Raw genomic sequence first — 16,133 nt, 5'->3', positions numbered from 1 at the left:
ATCGCCTCCGTCCCTGTGTCGTCCGCCGGCCGCGAGAGCGGGCCGGGAGGCCCCCGGCGCCGCGAGTCCGTCCCGGCCGCGGCGTATTCTTTCCCGGCGGCCGAACCAATCGGCACGCGACCGAGTTTGCCAAGAGTTGCTTCCGCGCGCATATCATTGCCCACCCGAACCGGCCGGGCCTCATTTATCTTCGGCAAGGGAGATTGTAGGGAAGTCGTTCGCCCCGCCTCCGACGAGGACTCCCCCGATGCTGCTCCGTGCGCCCCGCGCGCATGAAGTAGATTCCCAAGCACCGGCCGATCCGCCGGACAGGTGAATGGCCGGATACTGGACCGATCCTTTCTCGTCAAGATCCCTCGGGACCTGTTTTCCCTGTGCCGCCGGGGTGAGAGTCGAATGGAGCTCATATGCGTTTCCTGCTGGATCGGGAGGACATCACCGTCTCGGTCGTCGGCCTGGGATACGTGGGATCGTGCGTCGCCGTCAGCCTGGCCGACAACGGGGTGGACGTCGTCGGCGTCGACGTCGACGCCTCCCTGATCGAGGAGATGGAGGCGGGCCGCTGCCGTCTCAAGGAGCCGGGGCTGCCCGAACTGGTGGCCAAGGGCCGGGGGTCCGGCCGCCTGCGCGTCACCACCGACTTCGCCGCGATCTCCGACACGGACGTGGTGGTGATCGCCGTCGGCACCCCGGTCCAGGAGGACGGCACGCTCGTCGGGACGCAGGTCGAGAACGCCGCGACCGAGATCGGGCTGCACCTGCGGGCCGGACAGGTCGTCATCTTCAAGAGCACGGTCCCCCCGGGCACGACCCGCGACCTCGTCGCACCGCTGCTGGAGGGCGGGGGCCTGACCTGCGGCGAGGACTTCGGGCTGGCCTTCTGCCCCGAACGCCTCTCCCAGGGCAACGCGCTGGCCGAGATCCGCCGGCTCCCCGTGGTCGTCGGCGGCTGGGACGAGCGGTCCGGAGCCGCGGCCGAGCGGTTCTGGAGGGCCGGGCTCGGCGTCGAGACCGTCCCCTGCTCCTCCATCGAGGCCGCCGAGACGGTGAAACTTCTCAACAACTGGTGGATCGACCACAACATCGCCCTGGCCAACGAGCTCGCGCGCTACTGCGCGGCCATCGGGGTGGACGCCATGGAGGTCATCGCGGCCACCAACGAGGTGCCCAAGGGAAGGGGGAACATCAACGTCCTCTCCCCGGGCGTCGGCGTCGGCGGCTCCTGCCTGACCAAGGACCCCTGGATGCTCTGGCGCTCCGCCCGGGAACGGGGGGTCGACCTCAGCACCGTGGTCACCGCGCGCGAGGCCAACGAGGCGATGCCCGGCTACGTCGCCGGGCTCATCGTGGACGGCCTCGCCGCCCTGGGCACCCCCGCCGACCGGTCGCGGGTGGCCGTGCTGGGGTTGTCCTTCAAGAACAACACCGGCGACCTGAGGTCGACCCCCACCCTGCCCGTGGTCTCCGCACTCCGCGAGGCCGGGGCCGACGTGGCGCTCTTCGACCCGCTCGCGGACCCCGACGAGATCCGTAAGGAGTTCGGTGTGGAGCCCTCGTCCGGCGTGGAAGGGGCGGCCTCCGGTGCCGACTGCCTCGCGGTTCTCGCGTGGCACGATGAGTTCGCCGAACTGGACATGGCCGCGCTCCGCGCGCTCACCGCCCCGGGATGCCTGTTCCTGGACGGCCGGGCCCACTTCGACGAGCAGACCGTCGAGTCCCTCACGGGGCTCGGATTCACCTACCGAGGGATAGGACGGTAGACGCCGTGGCGCGTGCCGTAGTGACCGGGGGAAACGGCTTCGTCGGAAGCCACCTCGTCGACCGCCTCCTGCGCAGGGGGGACGAGGTCGTCGTCTTCGACTCGAAGGGGGCGCGGCCCAAACCCGCGCCCTCCTGGACCGAGGTCGAGTACGTCCGGGGCAGCGTCAGCTCCCCGGACCAGCTCGCCGAGGCCATCACGAGCGGGGTGGACGTGGTGTACCACCTCGCCGCCGTCGTGGGGGTGGACCGCTACCTGGAAGCCCCCCTCGACGTCATCGACGTCAACTTCACGGGGACCCGCAACGTGCTCGACCAGGCCCAGCGGGTCGGGGCCAAGGTGGTCTTCGCCAGCACCAGCGAGGTGTTCGGCAAGAACCCGGACGTCCCCTGGAAGGAGGACGCCGACCGGATCCTCGGGACGACGTCGGCCAATCGGTGGAGCTACTCCTCCAGCAAGGCGCTGGCCGAGCACCTGACGTTCGGCTACATGCGGGAGCGGGGCCTCAACGCCTCCATCGTCCGCTACTTCAACCTCTACGGGCCGCGTCAGCGCCCGGCCTTCCTCATCAGCCGCAGCGTCCACCGGGCGCTGCGCGGGGAGTCCCCGATCATCTACGACGAGGGCAGCCAGACCCGGAGCTTCACCTACATCGACGACGCCGTCGACGCCACCATCGAGATCGGCACCCGGCCCGAGGCGGACGGGGAGTGCTTCAACGTCGGCAGCTCGGACGAGGTCACGATCCGCGAGGCGGTCGACCTCGTCGTGGAGCTCACCGGGGGGCGGGTCGGCTTCACGTCGATCGACACCCGGGACAGGTTCGGCGCCTCCTACCAGGACCTCGACCGGCGCATCCCCGACGCCGGGAAGATCCTCTCCCTCCTGGGGTGGAAGAGCACCACCTCCCTGCGGGAGGGGGTGGCCCGCACCATCAAGTGGGCCGAGGAGAGCCCGTGGTGGCTCGAACAGCAGGAGAACACCACGGACTGACCCCCGCCCGTCGGGCGGCCGACCACCGGCCGCCCGCCGATCCCGGGCCGCCGACCCCCGGCGCGCCCGTCCCACGACGCCCGCGAGGAGTTCAGGTTGGTCCCCACCACCACGTGCCGTGTCTGCCGAGGAACGGTCACCGAGTTCATGGACTTCGGCCGCCAGCCGCTGTCGGACGCCTTCCGCGAGCCCGACGACACCGGCGAGGAGTTCTTCTACCGCCTGGCCGTCGGTGCCTGTCCGGACTGTCAGATGGTGCAGTTGATGGAGGAGGTGCCCAGGGAGCGCATGTTCCACGAGGGCTACCCCTACTACTCCTCGGGCTCCACCGTCATGCGCGCCCACTTCGAGGCCACCGCGGAGAAGCTGCTCGCCGAGCACCTGACCGGGCCCGACCCCTTCGTGGTCGAGCTGGGCTGCAACGACGGCGTCATGCTGGAGACCGTGTCCCGGGCCGGGGTGCGCCACCTCGGGATGGAGCCGTCCGGAGCCGTCTCCGAGGTCGCCCGCTCCAAGGGCGTCCGCGTGCGCAACGCGTTCTTCGAGAAGGAGACCGCGCTGCGCGTCCGCGAGGAGGACGGCCCCGCCGACGTCGTCTACGCCGCCAACACGTTCTGCCACATCCCGTACGTGGACTCGGTCCTGGAGGGGATCGGGGAGCTGCTGGCCCCCGACGGGGTGTTCGTCTTCGAGGACCCCTACTTCGGCGACGTCAGTGCGAAGGCGTCCTTCGACCAGTTCTACGACGAGCACTTCTTCCTGTTCACCGCCACCTCCGTGCGCAACATGGCCCGGCGGTTCGGGCTGGACCTGGTCGACGTCGAGCGCCTGCCCACCCACGGCGGGGAGCTGCGCTACACGCTGGCGAAGGAGGGCGCCCGCACCCCCTCGCAGGCCGTGTCCGCGATCCTGGCCGAGGAGGAGGAGCGGGACCTGACCTCGCCGGAGGCGCTGCGCTCCTTCGGCGACCGGGTCAGGGGGAACTGCGAGAGCCTGACGAAGGAGCTGCGCTCCCTCCGCGACCAGGGCAAGCGCGTGGTGGGCTACGGCGCCACCGCCAAGAGCGCGACGGTGCTCAACTTCTGCGGGATCGACGCCGAACTCCTGGAGTTCGTCTGCGACACCACGCCCGCCAAGCAGGGGCGCCTCACCCCCGGCTCCGGCGTCCGGGTCCTCGGACACGAGGCGTTCACGGCCTCCTACCCCGACTACGCGCTCCTCCTGGCGTGGAACCACGCCGAGGAGATCATGGCCAAGGAGGTCGGCTTCCGCGAGGCCGGGGGCCGCTGGATCCAGTACGTCCCGGACGTCAGGATCGAATGAGGTCCGGCCCAGCGCCCTCTCCCGCCGCGCCGGCCAGCTCCCGGGCGACGTCGGCGGGGGAGGGCATGGCGGCCATCTCCTCGCGCAGCAGCCCCGCCGCCCTCGCGTGGGCGGGATCGCCGAGCAGGCGCAGCACACTCTCACGGACCGTGTCCGGAGAGACCCGCCCCGGGTCCACGACCACCCCCGCCCCCTGCGCGGCCACCAGTGAGGCCAGGAGCGGCTCGTCGTACATGTGGTGCGGCACGGCCGCCTGGGGCACCCCGTGGGCCAGGCCCGACAGGACCGTGCCCGCGCCACCGTGGGTGATCATGGCGTCGCAGGTGGGGGCCAGGGCGTGCAGCGGCACGTACTCGACCAGGCGCGTGTTGGGCGGCACGGCGCCGAGTTTGGCCTGCTCCGGCGCCGACAGCGTGGCGACGACCTCCACGTCCAGGTCGGCCAGCCCGTCCAGGAGGGTGCCCACGTCCACGGTGTGGCCGCCCAGGCGCCGGGTGGCCGTGATGCCGAGGCTGAGCGCGATGCGGGGCCGCGTCGGCGGGGTGCGCAGCCAGTCGGGGACCACGGCCCTGCCGTTGTAGGGGACGTAGCGCAGGGGGAGTCGACGGGTGCCGGTGGGCACGGGGACGCCCAGAGAGGCGGGGACGGGGTCGAGGGTGGCCCGGCCCCGGACGAGGTCCTCGGAGAAGCCGACGCCGTAGCGCGCGGCCCGGTTCTCCAGCCAGGCGCGGACGGGGTCGTCCCGCTCGGCCTCGGGGCGTTCGCCCATGCGCTCCAGGTACTGCACCCGCATGGCGGCGAACAGGTCCAGGCTCCACAGGAAGCGCATGTGGGCCGCGCCGCACGCCTGCGCCGCGATCGCCCCGGCGAAGGTCAGGGGTTCCCAGACGACGAGGTCGGGCTTCCACTCGCGGCAGAACGACACCAGGTCGTCCAGCATCGGGTCGTTGACGACCTTCCACCACAGAGGGATGAGCACGTCGCGGTACCCCGCCCGGAGCTCCTCCCACGACGGCGGCTCCGCGGCGGCCACGCCCATCATGTCGAAGTCCGGCCGCATGTCCTCCCCCATCCGCCCCACCCAGCTGATGACCTGGGGGAGCAGGTGGTCCGTGCCCACGCGGACGAAGGGCAGGCCCGTCGCCGCCACGGTGGGGGCCAGTTCGGGCTGGCTGGCGACGCGCACCTCGTGCCCGGCCGCGCGCAGAGCCCACGCGAGGGGCACCATTCCGATGAAGTGAGCCTTCTCGGAGAATGTTGCGAACAAGATACGCATCGGCAATCCTCACTGTTCTCGGGAAGGGTAAGGGAATCTAATCCGGGCGGCTATTTTTGTCGAGGACGCGCGTCCGCTTCCCTTGCAATGCCTTATGTGCGGGCGATCCGGCGGCGAATCTGCGGGAGAAGTTCGGCCAAAGAAAAGGAATCTGGTCCCACTTGGGTGACGCACTGTGAACAAATTATTGCTCAAGGTGTCTATTATTTGGGGGTTGCTGCACGCTTGTCTATCTCATACGCTGTGACCGCGGCCATGCTGGTGGATGTATCAGCGGCGGTGTGCAGGGTTGTTTAAAGCATGAATGCAACCGAGGGGGTACTCAGGTTCAGGCCTTGTTGTCGACCGCTTTGGTCTGTTTCAGGGCAATGCAAACGCCCTGCGCCCGCTGAGTTCCCTTTCGAGGGGTCGGTGTCTCCGCGCCGACAGCTCTCCATTTCATGCGTGCTTTCTGCAATCCTGTTTTCGCCGCTTCTGCGAGCTTTTGCCTCCGCGGTTAGAAAATCCCCCGCAGTGAGCCCTCTTACCGATGTCAGCCTAATTTTCCCTACGGGAGAATGATCCTGATCCGAGCGTTGATTTCTCTTGCCGAGCGGGAGGGTCGATGAGGGGACCACATGGAAACTATGACGAATCCGGGTCACACGAACGGAAGGACGAAGTCCCGGGGCGGGGTCGAGCACCGGCCCGCCGTGGACCTCGCCGGCCGGCGGACGGGGAGCAGGAACCCGACCCGGCGCACGAGCCTCCACCTTCCCGACGGCATGGCCATGAGCGACTGGGAGCGCTGGGGACAGCACATCTTCGTCATCTCCGACGCCTCTGCCTGGTGGCTGGGGGACTGGTTGATCTACGGCCAGGAGAACTACCCCCACAGGTACAAGCGGGCCATAGAGAACACCTCCCTGGACTACCAGACCCTGCGCAACTACGCGTGGGTCGCCCGGAAGTTCATCCCCGGCCGCCGACGGGAGAAGCTGAGCTTTCAGCACCACGCAGAGGTGTGCGGGCTGCCCGAGAGCGAACAGGAGAAGTGGCTCTCCGAGGCGGAGGCCGGCCGCTGGTCCCGGAACGAACTCCGCCGCCGGATCAAGCTCCACGCCCGGGGCGAGGACGCGGCGCCGGAGGCGATGTATGTTCAGGTGGCCATTGATCCCGAACGCCGGAAACAATGGCAGGAAGCAGCGGAGAGCTCGGGTATGAGCCTTCCGGAGTGGGCTTCGGCGACGTTGGACATGGCCGCCAAGAAAATGGTCGAGGTCGGTTGATCCGGGAGCTCTGAACCTGCTCCCCCCTCTGCTATGTATGTACCTCGCCCCGTCGGGGATCCCTCTCCCCGCCGCGCCTGCCGGCGGATTGCCCGCCGTACGCGCGGGGCGACACCTTATGCCCACGACCCGGGTGCCCGGTTCTTTCGGCCGTGGAAGACCTGAAAACGGAGGAACACATGACGACCTATGTCTGGGGATACCTGGAGGAGTACGAGAAGGAGAGAGCGGACATCCTCGACGCGGTGGACACCGTGTTCAAGTCGGGGAAGCTCATCTGGGGCCCCTCCCTCGTCGCCTTCGAGCAGGAGTTCGCCGAGTACCACGGGGTCGCGCACTGCGCCGGCGTCGACAACGGCACCAACGCGCTCGTCCTCGGCCTGCGCGCCCTCGGGGTGGGCGCGGGCGACGAGGTGATCACCGTGTCGAACACGGCGGCCCCCACGGTCCTGGCCATCGACCTGGTGGGCGCCAAGCCCGTCTTCGTCGACATCGACCCGGACACCTACCTGATGCGGACCGACCAGGTCGCCGCCGCCATCACCGAGCGCACCCGCTGCCTCCTGCCGGTCCACCTCTACGGCCAGTGTGTGGACATGGCCCCGCTGGAGGCCCTCGCCGCCGAGCACGGGCTCGTCGTGCTGGAGGACTGCGCCCAGGCGCACGGCGCCACCCACCACGGGCGGGTCGCCGGATCCATGGGCCACGCCGCGGCGTTCTCCTTCTACCCCACGAAGATCCTGGGGGCCTACGGCCACGCGGGCGCCACCATCACCTCCGACCCCGAGGTCGACGCCAGCCTGCGGCGCCTGCGCTACTACGGCATGGACCAGGAGCGCTACTACGTCGTCACCCCCAACGGCCAGAACAGCAGGCTGGACGAGGTGCACGCCGAGATCCTGCGCCGCAAGCTCGGCCGCCTGGACGAGTACGTCGCGGGCCGCAGGGAGATCGCGCGGATCTACGACGAGGCGCTCGCCGACACGGACCTGGTCCTGCCCGCGACCGCGCCCGGCAACGAGCACGCCTACTACCTCTACGTGGTCCGCCACCCCGAGCGCGACCGGATCATCGAGGAGATGAAGGCGCACGACATCGCCCTCAACATCAGTTACCCCTGGCCCGTCCACACCATGTCCGGCTTCTCCCACCTCGGCTACGAGAAGGGCAGCCTGCCGGTGACCGAGCAGCTGGCCGGCGAGATCTTCTCGCTGCCGATGTACCCCTCCCTGCCGCGCGAGGAGCAGCAGCGGATCATCGAGGCGCTGACCAAGACCCTGGCCAGGCTGTGACCCACGCGGCCGACGAGGTCCGGTTCCCGCTCCCGGCGTCGGACCCGGAAGTGCCTCTGGAGTCCGACGCCGAGCTGGCCCGGTGGTGGGAGAGCAGGCCGCGGCACCGGATGCTCTCCGTCGGGCGGGTCGGCTTCGACCGCGGCGGACCCTGGTCCTTCGCCGAGGGGACAGGCGACCTCGTCCATGCCAGCGGGGGCTTCTTCTCCGTCCGGGGCCTGCGGGCCTCCGCCGGGGGGACCTCCCTCCACCAGCCGGTCATCGACCAGCCGGAGATCGGCATCCTGGGCATCCTCGTCAAGGAGTTCGACGGGGTGCCCCACTTCCTGATGCAGGCCAAGTTCGAGCCCGGCAACGTCAACCTCCGCCAGATCTCCCCCACCGTGCAGGCCACGCGCAGCAACTACACGGGGGTTCACGGCGGCCGTCCCACCCCCTACGTGGAGTACTTCCGCGCCCCGCGCGGCGGGCGGGTGCTCGTGGACGTCCTCCAGTCCGAGCAGGGCGAGTGGTTCTGGCGCAAGCACAACCGGAACATCATCGTCCAGGTGGACGAGGACGTCCCCGAACACGAGGACTACCGGTGGTTCACGCTGCGCCAGATCCAGGACGCGCTGCGCCGGGACAACCTGGTCAACATGGACGCCCGGACCGTGCTGTCCTGCCTCCCCGTGACCCGGGACGGACAGCCGGAACCGGACGACCCCTTCGGCCGGGCGCTCCGGCGCTCCTACGGTGAGGAGTCCCGGCACACGATGACCGCGGTCGTCAGCTGGTTCACCGAGGAGAAGACGGTCGTCGACTACCGGTCGCGGATCCTGCCGCTCTCCGGCGCCGAGGGCTGGCGCCGGACCGGCGACGAGATCACCGCCGGCGACGGCGCCGGGTTCAGGATCATCATGGTCTCCGTCGAGGCCCGCATCCGCGAGGTCTCCTCCTGGGTCCAACCCCTGCTGGCGCCGACCCGGAACGGGTTCGCCGCCTTCCTGGTGCGCGAGATCGACGGCGTCCTCCACGTCCTGGTCCGCGCCCGCGCCGAACCCGGCACCCTCGACCGGGTGGAGATCACGCCCACCGTGCAGTACTCGGCTTCCGCCGCGGTGCTCGGGCGCCCCGAGCCCTTCGCCGACGAGGCGGTCTCGCCGCCGGCCCACCGGGTGCGCTACGACGCGCTGCTCTCGGAGGAGGGGGGACGCTTCCACCACGCCCAGACCAGGTACCGCATCGTCGAGGCGGACCCCGGTCTGCCCGTCGAGGTACCGCCGGACTTCCTGTGGGTGACCGTCTCCCAGCTCATGCGGCTGGTGCGGCACAGCCACTACCTCAACATCGAGGCGAGAACCCTCCTGGTCTGCCTGCACTCCCTGACCTGAGCCGCGGGCGGCGCCCACCCGTTCGACACTTCCGCACCAAGGGGTCCACAGCCATGCGCGTCCTGATCGTCAGCCAGGCGGAGAAGACCCACCTGCTGGGCCTGATCCCCCAGGCGTGGGCTCTGCGGGCGGCCGGGCACGAGGTGCGGGTGGCCAGTCAGCCGGCGCTGGTCCCGACCATCGCGCGCACCGGGCTGCCCGCGGTCTCCGTGGGCCGCGACCACCTGTTCCACCAGCTGCTGGTCACGCTGAAGGGCCTGGGATTCGGGGACACCGCGGGCTTCGACATGGCCAGGAGCGACGCGGAGGCAGAGGGTCTGGAGTACCTGTCGGAGGGGTACCGGGAGTTCGTGCGCCTCTGGTGGCACCCGGTCAGCGCGCCGATGCTCGACGACCTGACCGACTTCTGCCGCTGGTGGCGTCCGGACCTCGTCCTGTGGGAGCCGACCACCTTCGCGGCCCCCGTCGCCGCCCGCGCGTCGGGGGCCGCGCACGCCCGGGTGCTGTGGGGGCTGGACGTCTTCTCCCGCACGCGGAGCCGGTTCCTGGGCCGTCTGGCCGAACTCCCCGGCGGCGACCGCGAGGACCCCCTCGCGGAGTGGCTGCAGAGTTGTGCCGAGCGTGTGGGAACCGACTTCTCGGAGGAGCTGGTCTCCGGTCAGGCGACCCTGGACCCCTACCCCGCGGGGCTGCGGCTGCCGCCCGCCCCGGGAACGCGCCACATCCCCCTCAGGTATGTCCCCTACAACGGCACCGCGGTGGTGCCCGACTGGCTGCGCGCCCCGGGACGGCGCCGGAGGGTCTGCCTGACCCTCGGCTCCGGAACGCCGGAGAGGTTCGACGACCGGTACCGCCTGCCCCTGGGCGAACTCCTGGAGGCGATCGCCGAACTGGACGTGGAGGTCGTCGCCACGCTCTCGGCGGAGCAGACCGTCGGCCTCGGGAGCATCCCCGGCAACGTCCGGGTGGTGGAGCACGTCCCCCTGCACGCCCTCCTGCCCCGCTGCTCCGCCGTGATCCACCACGGGGGAGCGGGAACCTTCTGCACCGCGGTCGCCCACGGCGTCCCGCAGCTCATCCTCCCCGAGTTCGCCATGGCCCAGTACGCGTTCGACGAGTCGCTGCTCGCCGCCAACGTCACGGAGCTGGAGGGCGGGCTGACGCTGGAGGGCACGGACCTGACGGGCAAGGAGGTCGCCCGCCAGGTGGGGCGGCTGCTGGACGAGCCCCGCTTCGCCGAGGGCGCCCGGCGCCTGTCGGAGAAGTCCCGGGAGATGCCGAGCCCCGCCGACCTCGTGCCCGTCCTGGAGGACCTGGCGGCCCAGAACCGGCGGAACTGAGGCGTCGACGGGACCGGTGCTCCTGCCGGGATCCACGTGTCTCCAGGGACTCAGGTGACGGTGTCCGTGGTTTCCCCCGCGCCCGTGCGAGCGGGATACGCCCCCACACGAAAGGCGGGCGGACGGAGAACCCCCGTCCGCCCGCGCCCTGCCGCGGTCACACCTGCTTCGGCGCCACCGCCTGCTCCTGGATCCGCTCCGCGATGAACTGGGTCAGGTCCTCGAAGCTCTCACCGGAGAACTCCGACATGTCCTCCAGGATGGACACGTTGTAGACGTCCTCCAGGGCCAGGACCAGCTGCACGATCGAGAACGAGTCCAGGTCGCTCATTTGGGAGGGCTCGGGGAGGTCGAACTGGGGCTCGTTCGACGTGAACATCAGGACGGTCATCGCCTGGACCTTGATCTGTGCCAGGATCTCGCTCTGGTCAACTGCGGCCATCGGTGCCGAACCTCTTCTCTGGGAGTGATGGGGGTGGGCGCTCTCAGTTGCTGCTCGGCACCTGGGAGAGCCGTTGGACGAACTTGGCGCCGTAGCGCTCCCAGCGCGCGCGCTGGATGACGAAGTGCGAGGCGCCCTCCAACCCGGGGGAGCGGGCGAAGCCGGCCGCCGGGGGGTCCTCCTCCGTGACCATGGTGGGGTGGTCGCGCAGGCCGGTGGCCCTGTCCCCGGCGGACCAGAAGCGCACCTCGTCCACCGGCCAGGCCCTGAACGCGTGGTCCACGGTCAGCACGGTCGCCTCCAAGGCGATGCCGACCGCGTTCGACCCCTCGTCCACGACCACGTCCACCTGGATCCACCGCCTCTCGGTGTCCAGACGGGACAGCGAGCAGAACCCCAGGACGGTGCCGCCGGCCGGGGAGACGGCGAAGAACTGCTCCGTGACGTCCGCCGTGTCGCGGGGGAGCGGCCGGACCAGGTCCTCCATTCCGGGGAATTCCCTCACGCCCTTCTCGGCCAGGGCCCGGACGACGCCCTCCGTTTCCAGACTCCGGGTGGGGACCAGCCGGACCCTGCGCGTTTCCACGGGTTTTTCTGTCACGCTCTCCTACCTCGACTCTTTATCGGTTCGCGTCGGTGCCGTTCCCGGCCCACGGTGGGGAACACCCATTCCCGGAACCCGGGGGCAAAGGGTGACGGGGCGCTCGCCGCGTGTCCCGCCAGCGGGACACGCGGGCTCGGTCCACGTACCTTAGTCGCCCTTTCTGTCCCGTTTCCGGCGCGGACGCCCCGGGCTGCGGCACGGGGCGTCCCGCCCCGCGGGACGGCCCCGGGGCGTGCCGGGCGGAGGGGCTGGCAAGACCCGGTTCACCAGGCATCCGCCCTCACGGTCTGGGGCGTTCCGTGTCCGGGAGACCGGGGAGCAGCGCCGGAAGGACCGGCGGCACACCGCGGCGGCGTCGGCCGAGCAGGCCCCTCCGTCCGGGCCGGCACCGGGGAGGAGGGGCTCCCGCCGGGCTTCCGGCCACCGCGGGAGTCATTGGCGGAACCGGCGCCGTGCGAGGAATGGGCGGGGCGGAGGAATCGCCCCCGGGTAAATCGTCACGGATTCCCGGTGAGTGCGCTGTTATCGTGAGGCAGTCCTGGCCGCAAAGGTCGGGCGGAGTCGCGGCAGGGTCACGGTTTGTTCCGAGACCCCCGGCCGGGATTCCTTTCTCCTGAAAGGTGAAAAAATGGCCGTGAGCGAAGTTCTCGACCTGCAGGCCCTCGAGTCGGAGTGCCTCCTGGAGGAAGGCGTCTTCCTCAACAGCGGCGTCAGCCTCGTGAGTTGCAGCTGACGTCCTCCCCACCGGGCGGTGACGGTCCCCGGCAGGGGGTCCGCCACCGCCGCCTGAGGAGAGAAGGGTTGCCGCGGCCGGTCCTCCGGTCGCGGCAACCCGCCGTTCCGGGCCCGTCCCCTACGCGGTGACGGCGCCGCGGAAGCGCCAGACGCCCAGCGTCAGCAGGACCGCCGCGTACCCCAGGAGCACGCCGATGTGCGGCAGCACGTCCGTGAGGGTCGCCTGGTTGCGGATCAGCTCGCTGAAGGCGTCGTAACCCCACGCGTGCGGGGTGAGGAACGCGATCGTCGTCATGGTCTCGTCGAACGACTCCAGCGGGAGCATGGTCCCCCCGAGCGCCCCGGCGCCGAGGCTGATCCCCACGGCCGCGGCCAACGCACCTCCCTCGGTCCGGGCGAGGCTGCCGAGCAGGAGCGAGGCTCCGCTGCTGACGAGGCAGAAGGCCGTGACCACCAAAGAGGTCGCCAGCAGGTCGCCCCAGTCCACGCCGAACATCAGGGCCGATCCGAACAGGATCAGCAGCGCCTGGGTCAGGGCGATGAGGAACCGGCCCAGGGCCTCGCCCAGCACGATGGACCCCGCCGAAGTGGGCGACGCGTACATGCGCCGCAGCACCCCCGAGCGTCTCGCCTGCACGATGCCCAGGGACGTGGTCAGCGCCGTGATGAAGGTGTAGAGCAGCAGCAGGGGCGGCGCCGCGAGGCTGTGGGAGGAGAGGCCCTCGGGGAAGGTGGCGTCCCCTGAGGTCGTCACCTCCACCTCGATGCCGGACACCTCGGTCTCCGAGGCGTTCTCCAACCGCTCGTCGAACCCGTCGTCCCGGACGGACCCCGTCACCTGCGCGGTGCTCAGGAGGGAGGACTCCCGGGTCACGACCGAGCGCACCCAGATTCCCACGTCCGCAGCGGCCAGGTCGTCACTGCGAGTGACGAGTTCCAGTTCGACGCGCTCGCCGTCCCGGATCCGGTCCTCGTAGTCGTCGGGGATGACGAGCCCGGCCTGGACGTCGCCGCCCTCGACGAGGTCGCGCATCTCGCCCTCGTCCATGTGCAGGACGTCGATCCGCTCGTCCTCCTCCAGCGCGTCGACTAGGCGGTCGCCGAGCCCTGCCTGCGACGGGGAGGAGACCGCGAGCACGGGCTGACCCTCTCCGTACATCAGGCCCATCATGAAAACCATGAGGAAGGGGAGCAGTAGGACGAAGAAGATGTTCGTCCGGTCGCGGAACACGCGACGGAGGTTGAGGACCCCGATGATCAGCGGCTTCATGCGTTCACCATCCGTCCCATACGAAACAGCGCGACGGTGGTGCCCACGAGGCCGAGGGCGAGGAGCACCGCGCACGGAAGGAGGACCACGTCGAGACCTCCCGCGGAGAGTTCGCCCAGTCCGAGGAGGAACCACCGGTGGGGCGTCAGGTAGCTGACGATCGCCAGGCCGTTGAGCTGCGAGATGGGGAACAGTGCTCCGCCGAACACCCCGAGCAGCATCGCCAGGACCGACAGCCAGTTGGCGGCCTGCTCCGAGCTCCGGGCGAAGCTCGCCACGGCCGCGGTGAGGCCGATGACGGCCATCACGCCCGTGAGGATCAGTGCGCCGGCGCCCAGGGGATGGCCCCAGTCGGCACCGAAGAAGACCGAGGTCGCGACGGCCAGCACGGCCATGTTCGCGAGGCCGATGACCAGGCCGCTGGTGAGCTTGGCGATCAGGATCGCCCCGCGCGGGATCGGACTGGCCAGCAGGCGGGCCAGGGTCCCGCCGGCCTTCTCGTCGAAGATGCTCGTGACGCTGAACATCGCCGCGAAGAAGACGAAGAAGAACGCCATCGAGGCGGAGTAGTAGGTGGCGGTGCCCAGCTCCCGCCACTCCAGCTCCGAGTCCTCGGACAGGACGAGAGGCGCCTCGGCGGCCTCGGCCTCCTCCAGGAGGAGGGCCGCGTCCTCGGGGCTCGGCTCCGAGTCGAAGCCCGACGCGACCGCGAGGCGGATGCGCAGGTGCTCGGTCGCGAAGGCGCGGCCGATCTCCCGGGCGATGTGGGTCGCGACGGGGGCGTCGGCGTCCCCGACGACGGTGAGCACCGCGTCGTCGCCGTCCTCCAGGGACTCGGTGAAGTCCTCCGGGACGAGGAACGCGGCGTCCACGCTGCCGTCCTCGACCAGTTCGCGAGCCTCGTCCTCGGAGTCCGCCGTGGTCAGTTCCAGGACCCCGTCGTCGGCCAGGGGCCGGAGGGCCGCGTCGACGAACTCCTGGCCGAGGGAGCCGGCGTCGCTGTCGACGACGACGTACTCGGAGCCCGTCTGCTGGGAGGTGTCGTCGCCGAGCAGCATGTTGAAGAAGAAGGCCACGCCGAGGGGCAGGAGGAGCCCGAAGACCAGCAGGCTGCCGTCCCGGAGCCGCTGGCGTACGTCCTTGGCCACGATGGCCGTGATCATGGTGAGCGTGTTGGGTCCGTTCGACATCGCTACTCCCGGAGTCCCTTCCCGGTGAGGCTGAGGAAGACGGCCTCGAGGTCCGGTTCCTGGACCTCGACCGACCGGATCCCGGCGCCGGCCTTGGTGAGCGTGTCCAGGATGAGGGGGAGGGCGTCCCTGGCGTTGGCGGTGAGGAGGCGGACCAGCGTCCCCTCGGAGGACACCTCGTCGATCGGCTCCAGCGCGCGCAGGACGTCCAGCACCCTCTCGCCGGGGGCGTCCAGGGTGATCAGGACCGTGTCGTCCTCACCGACCTGCGAGACCAGCTCACGCTGCGTGCCCTCGGCCCGGATTTTCCCGGCCTCGATGATGCCGACGCGGTCGCACAGGCGCTCCGCTTCCTCCATGTAGTGCGTCGTGTAGAGCACCGAGACGCCGCCCCGGGTCAGCGTGTGGACGCTCTCCAGGATGGAGTTTCGGCTCTGCGGGTCCACGCCGACCGTCGGCTCGTCCAGAATGAGGAGTCGGGGGCTGTTGAGCAGGCCGAGACCGATATTGAGGCGGCGTGCCATTCCGCCCGAGAAATGGGATACGGCCTCACCGGCGCGGTCGGAAAGACCGACCGTTTCCAGGACCTCTTCGGTCTTGGTGCGCGCCTCGGATTTCGACAATCCGTAGAGGCGGGCGAAGAAGCGGAGATTGTCGCGCGCGCTGAGGTCGTGGTAGAGGGCGAGCTCCTGCGGGACGAAGCCGATCAGGGACTTGCTTTTCCTGTTCGTCACGCTGTGCTCGATGCCGTCGACCGTGATCGACCCCGAGTCGCGCTGCAGGATGCCGGTGATCATGCCGATCGTGGTGGACTTGCCCGCCCCGTTCGGTCCCAGGAGGCCGTAGGTCTCACCTTCCTCGATAAAGAAGCTGACATCGTCCACCGCCTGGTTCTTTCCATATCTCTTGCTCACTCCCCTGACTTCCAGAATGGGCACGGGTGCTCCTCAACTTCTCGGTGCCTGCGTGGATCCGCCGGGGCGTGCTGAGTCGGAATCGCGCTTCTCCCACCGTCTCCGGGAGATTGTTCGTGGAGACCTTTCCCGTGCTGCGCCCGGTGCCGGGTCAGTGAACCATAGGAAGGGGCGCGGGGTGATACCGGCGCCATTTCCGCAGGTATTCGCCCCGGGGTTCCGCGCGGGGTCAGCGCTGGTCGGTGAGGGCGGTGAGGGTGTGGGCGAGGTCGGCGGGGGAGGGCATGGCGGCCATCTCCTGGCGCAGGGCGTCGGCGGCTCCGGTGTGGCGGGGGTCGTGCAGGAGTGCGCGCA

The 16,133-nt window shown here is 69.9% G+C and carries 14 protein-coding genes; 8 read left to right on the top strand and 6 right to left on the bottom strand.

Annotated elements, in window-relative coordinates; all coding sequences use genetic code 11:
- Positions 1 to 407: 407 nt before the first annotated feature.
- The 3 genes from Q8791_RS30915 (at position 408) to Q8791_RS30905 (ending at position 4,075) form a co-directional block, all read left to right on the top strand.
- Positions 408 to 1,760 (top strand): nucleotide sugar dehydrogenase, encoded by a 1,353-nt coding sequence (locus Q8791_RS30915; protein ID WP_330095396.1) that lies wholly within the window; start codon positions 408 to 410, stop codon positions 1,758 to 1,760.
- A gap of 5 nt (positions 1,761 to 1,765) precedes the next feature.
- A complete protein-coding gene (locus Q8791_RS30910) occupies positions 1,766 to 2,752 on the top strand; it encodes an NAD-dependent epimerase/dehydratase family protein (RefSeq protein ID WP_330095395.1) in 987 nt (328 codons plus the stop codon).
- Between the two features lie 147 nt (positions 2,753 to 2,899).
- Positions 2,900 to 4,075: a methyltransferase domain-containing protein gene (locus Q8791_RS30905; protein ID WP_407942090.1), complete on the top strand. Its 1,176-nt coding sequence runs from the start codon at positions 2,900 to 2,902 to the stop codon at positions 4,073 to 4,075.
- Here Q8791_RS30905 and Q8791_RS30900 read toward each other — a convergent pair.
- Complete coding sequence (locus Q8791_RS30900; protein ID WP_330095393.1) at positions 4,062 to 5,351, bottom strand: activator-dependent family glycosyltransferase; 1,290 nt, start codon at positions 5,349 to 5,351, stop codon at positions 4,062 to 4,064. The genes Q8791_RS30905 and Q8791_RS30900 overlap by 14 nt on opposite strands.
- A 626-nt stretch (positions 5,352 to 5,977) precedes the next feature.
- Between Q8791_RS30900 and Q8791_RS30895 the strand changes: the two genes are divergently transcribed.
- From Q8791_RS30895 to Q8791_RS30880, 4 genes are all read left to right on the top strand, one after another.
- The gene (locus Q8791_RS30895; protein ID WP_330095392.1) at positions 5,978 to 6,619 is read left to right on the top strand and encodes an LmbU family transcriptional regulator; all 642 of its coding nucleotides are present in this window, start codon (positions 5,978 to 5,980) and stop codon (positions 6,617 to 6,619) included.
- A 179-nt stretch (positions 6,620 to 6,798) separates the two neighbouring features.
- Positions 6,799 to 7,911, top strand: a complete 1,113-nt coding sequence (locus tag Q8791_RS30890; protein WP_330095391.1) for a DegT/DnrJ/EryC1/StrS family aminotransferase — start codon at positions 6,799 to 6,801, stop codon at positions 7,909 to 7,911.
- Entirely contained in the window at positions 7,908 to 9,284 is a 1,377-nt protein-coding gene (locus Q8791_RS30885; RefSeq protein WP_330095390.1) for an NDP-hexose 2,3-dehydratase family protein, read from the top strand. The genes Q8791_RS30890 and Q8791_RS30885 overlap by 4 nt, the downstream gene beginning before the upstream one ends.
- A gap of 53 nt (positions 9,285 to 9,337) precedes the next feature.
- Positions 9,338 to 10,624, top strand: a complete 1,287-nt coding sequence (locus Q8791_RS30880; RefSeq protein WP_330095389.1) for an activator-dependent family glycosyltransferase — start codon at positions 9,338 to 9,340, stop codon at positions 10,622 to 10,624.
- A gap of 157 nt (positions 10,625 to 10,781) precedes the next feature.
- On the opposite strand, the gene Q8791_RS30875 is transcribed toward Q8791_RS30880, so the two are convergent.
- Complete coding sequence (locus Q8791_RS30875) at positions 10,782 to 11,066, bottom strand: hypothetical protein (protein ID WP_330095388.1); 285 nt, start codon at positions 11,064 to 11,066, stop codon at positions 10,782 to 10,784.
- Between the two features lie 43 nt (positions 11,067 to 11,109).
- On the bottom strand, positions 11,110 to 11,667 hold the full coding sequence (locus tag Q8791_RS30870) for a GNAT family N-acetyltransferase (RefSeq protein WP_330095387.1): 558 nt from the start codon (positions 11,665 to 11,667) through the stop codon (positions 11,110 to 11,112).
- Between the two features lie 631 nt (positions 11,668 to 12,298).
- Here Q8791_RS30870 and Q8791_RS30865 point away from each other — a divergent pair.
- On the top strand, positions 12,299 to 12,403 hold the full coding sequence (locus tag Q8791_RS30865; protein WP_330095386.1) for a SapB/AmfS family lantipeptide: 105 nt from the start codon (positions 12,299 to 12,301) through the stop codon (positions 12,401 to 12,403).
- A gap of 120 nt (positions 12,404 to 12,523) precedes the next feature.
- Here the strand turns inward: Q8791_RS30865 and Q8791_RS30860 are convergent, their stop codons facing one another.
- Genes Q8791_RS30860 through Q8791_RS30850 form a run of 3 tightly spaced genes read right to left on the bottom strand, consistent with a single transcriptional unit; the run spans position 12,524 to position 15,803 of the window.
- A complete protein-coding gene (locus Q8791_RS30860; protein WP_330095385.1) occupies positions 12,524 to 13,675 on the bottom strand; it encodes an ABC transporter permease in 1,152 nt (383 codons plus the stop codon).
- The gene (locus Q8791_RS30855) at positions 13,672 to 14,865 is read right to left on the bottom strand and encodes an ABC transporter permease (protein ID WP_330095384.1); all 1,194 of its coding nucleotides are present in this window, start codon (positions 14,863 to 14,865) and stop codon (positions 13,672 to 13,674) included. Before Q8791_RS30855 ends, Q8791_RS30860 begins: the two co-directional genes overlap by 4 nt.
- Before the next feature lie 2 nt (positions 14,866 to 14,867).
- Positions 14,868 to 15,803, bottom strand: a complete 936-nt coding sequence (locus Q8791_RS30850; protein WP_330095383.1) for an ABC transporter ATP-binding protein — start codon at positions 15,801 to 15,803, stop codon at positions 14,868 to 14,870.
- Between the last annotated feature and the right edge of the window lie 330 nt (positions 15,804 to 16,133).

Origin of the sequence: Nocardiopsis codii (assembly GCF_036327455.1) — a bacterium.
Lineage (GTDB): Bacteria > Actinomycetota > Actinomycetes > Streptosporangiales > Streptosporangiaceae > Nocardiopsis > Nocardiopsis codii.
This window is presented reverse-complemented; position numbering and strand designations above follow the sequence as displayed.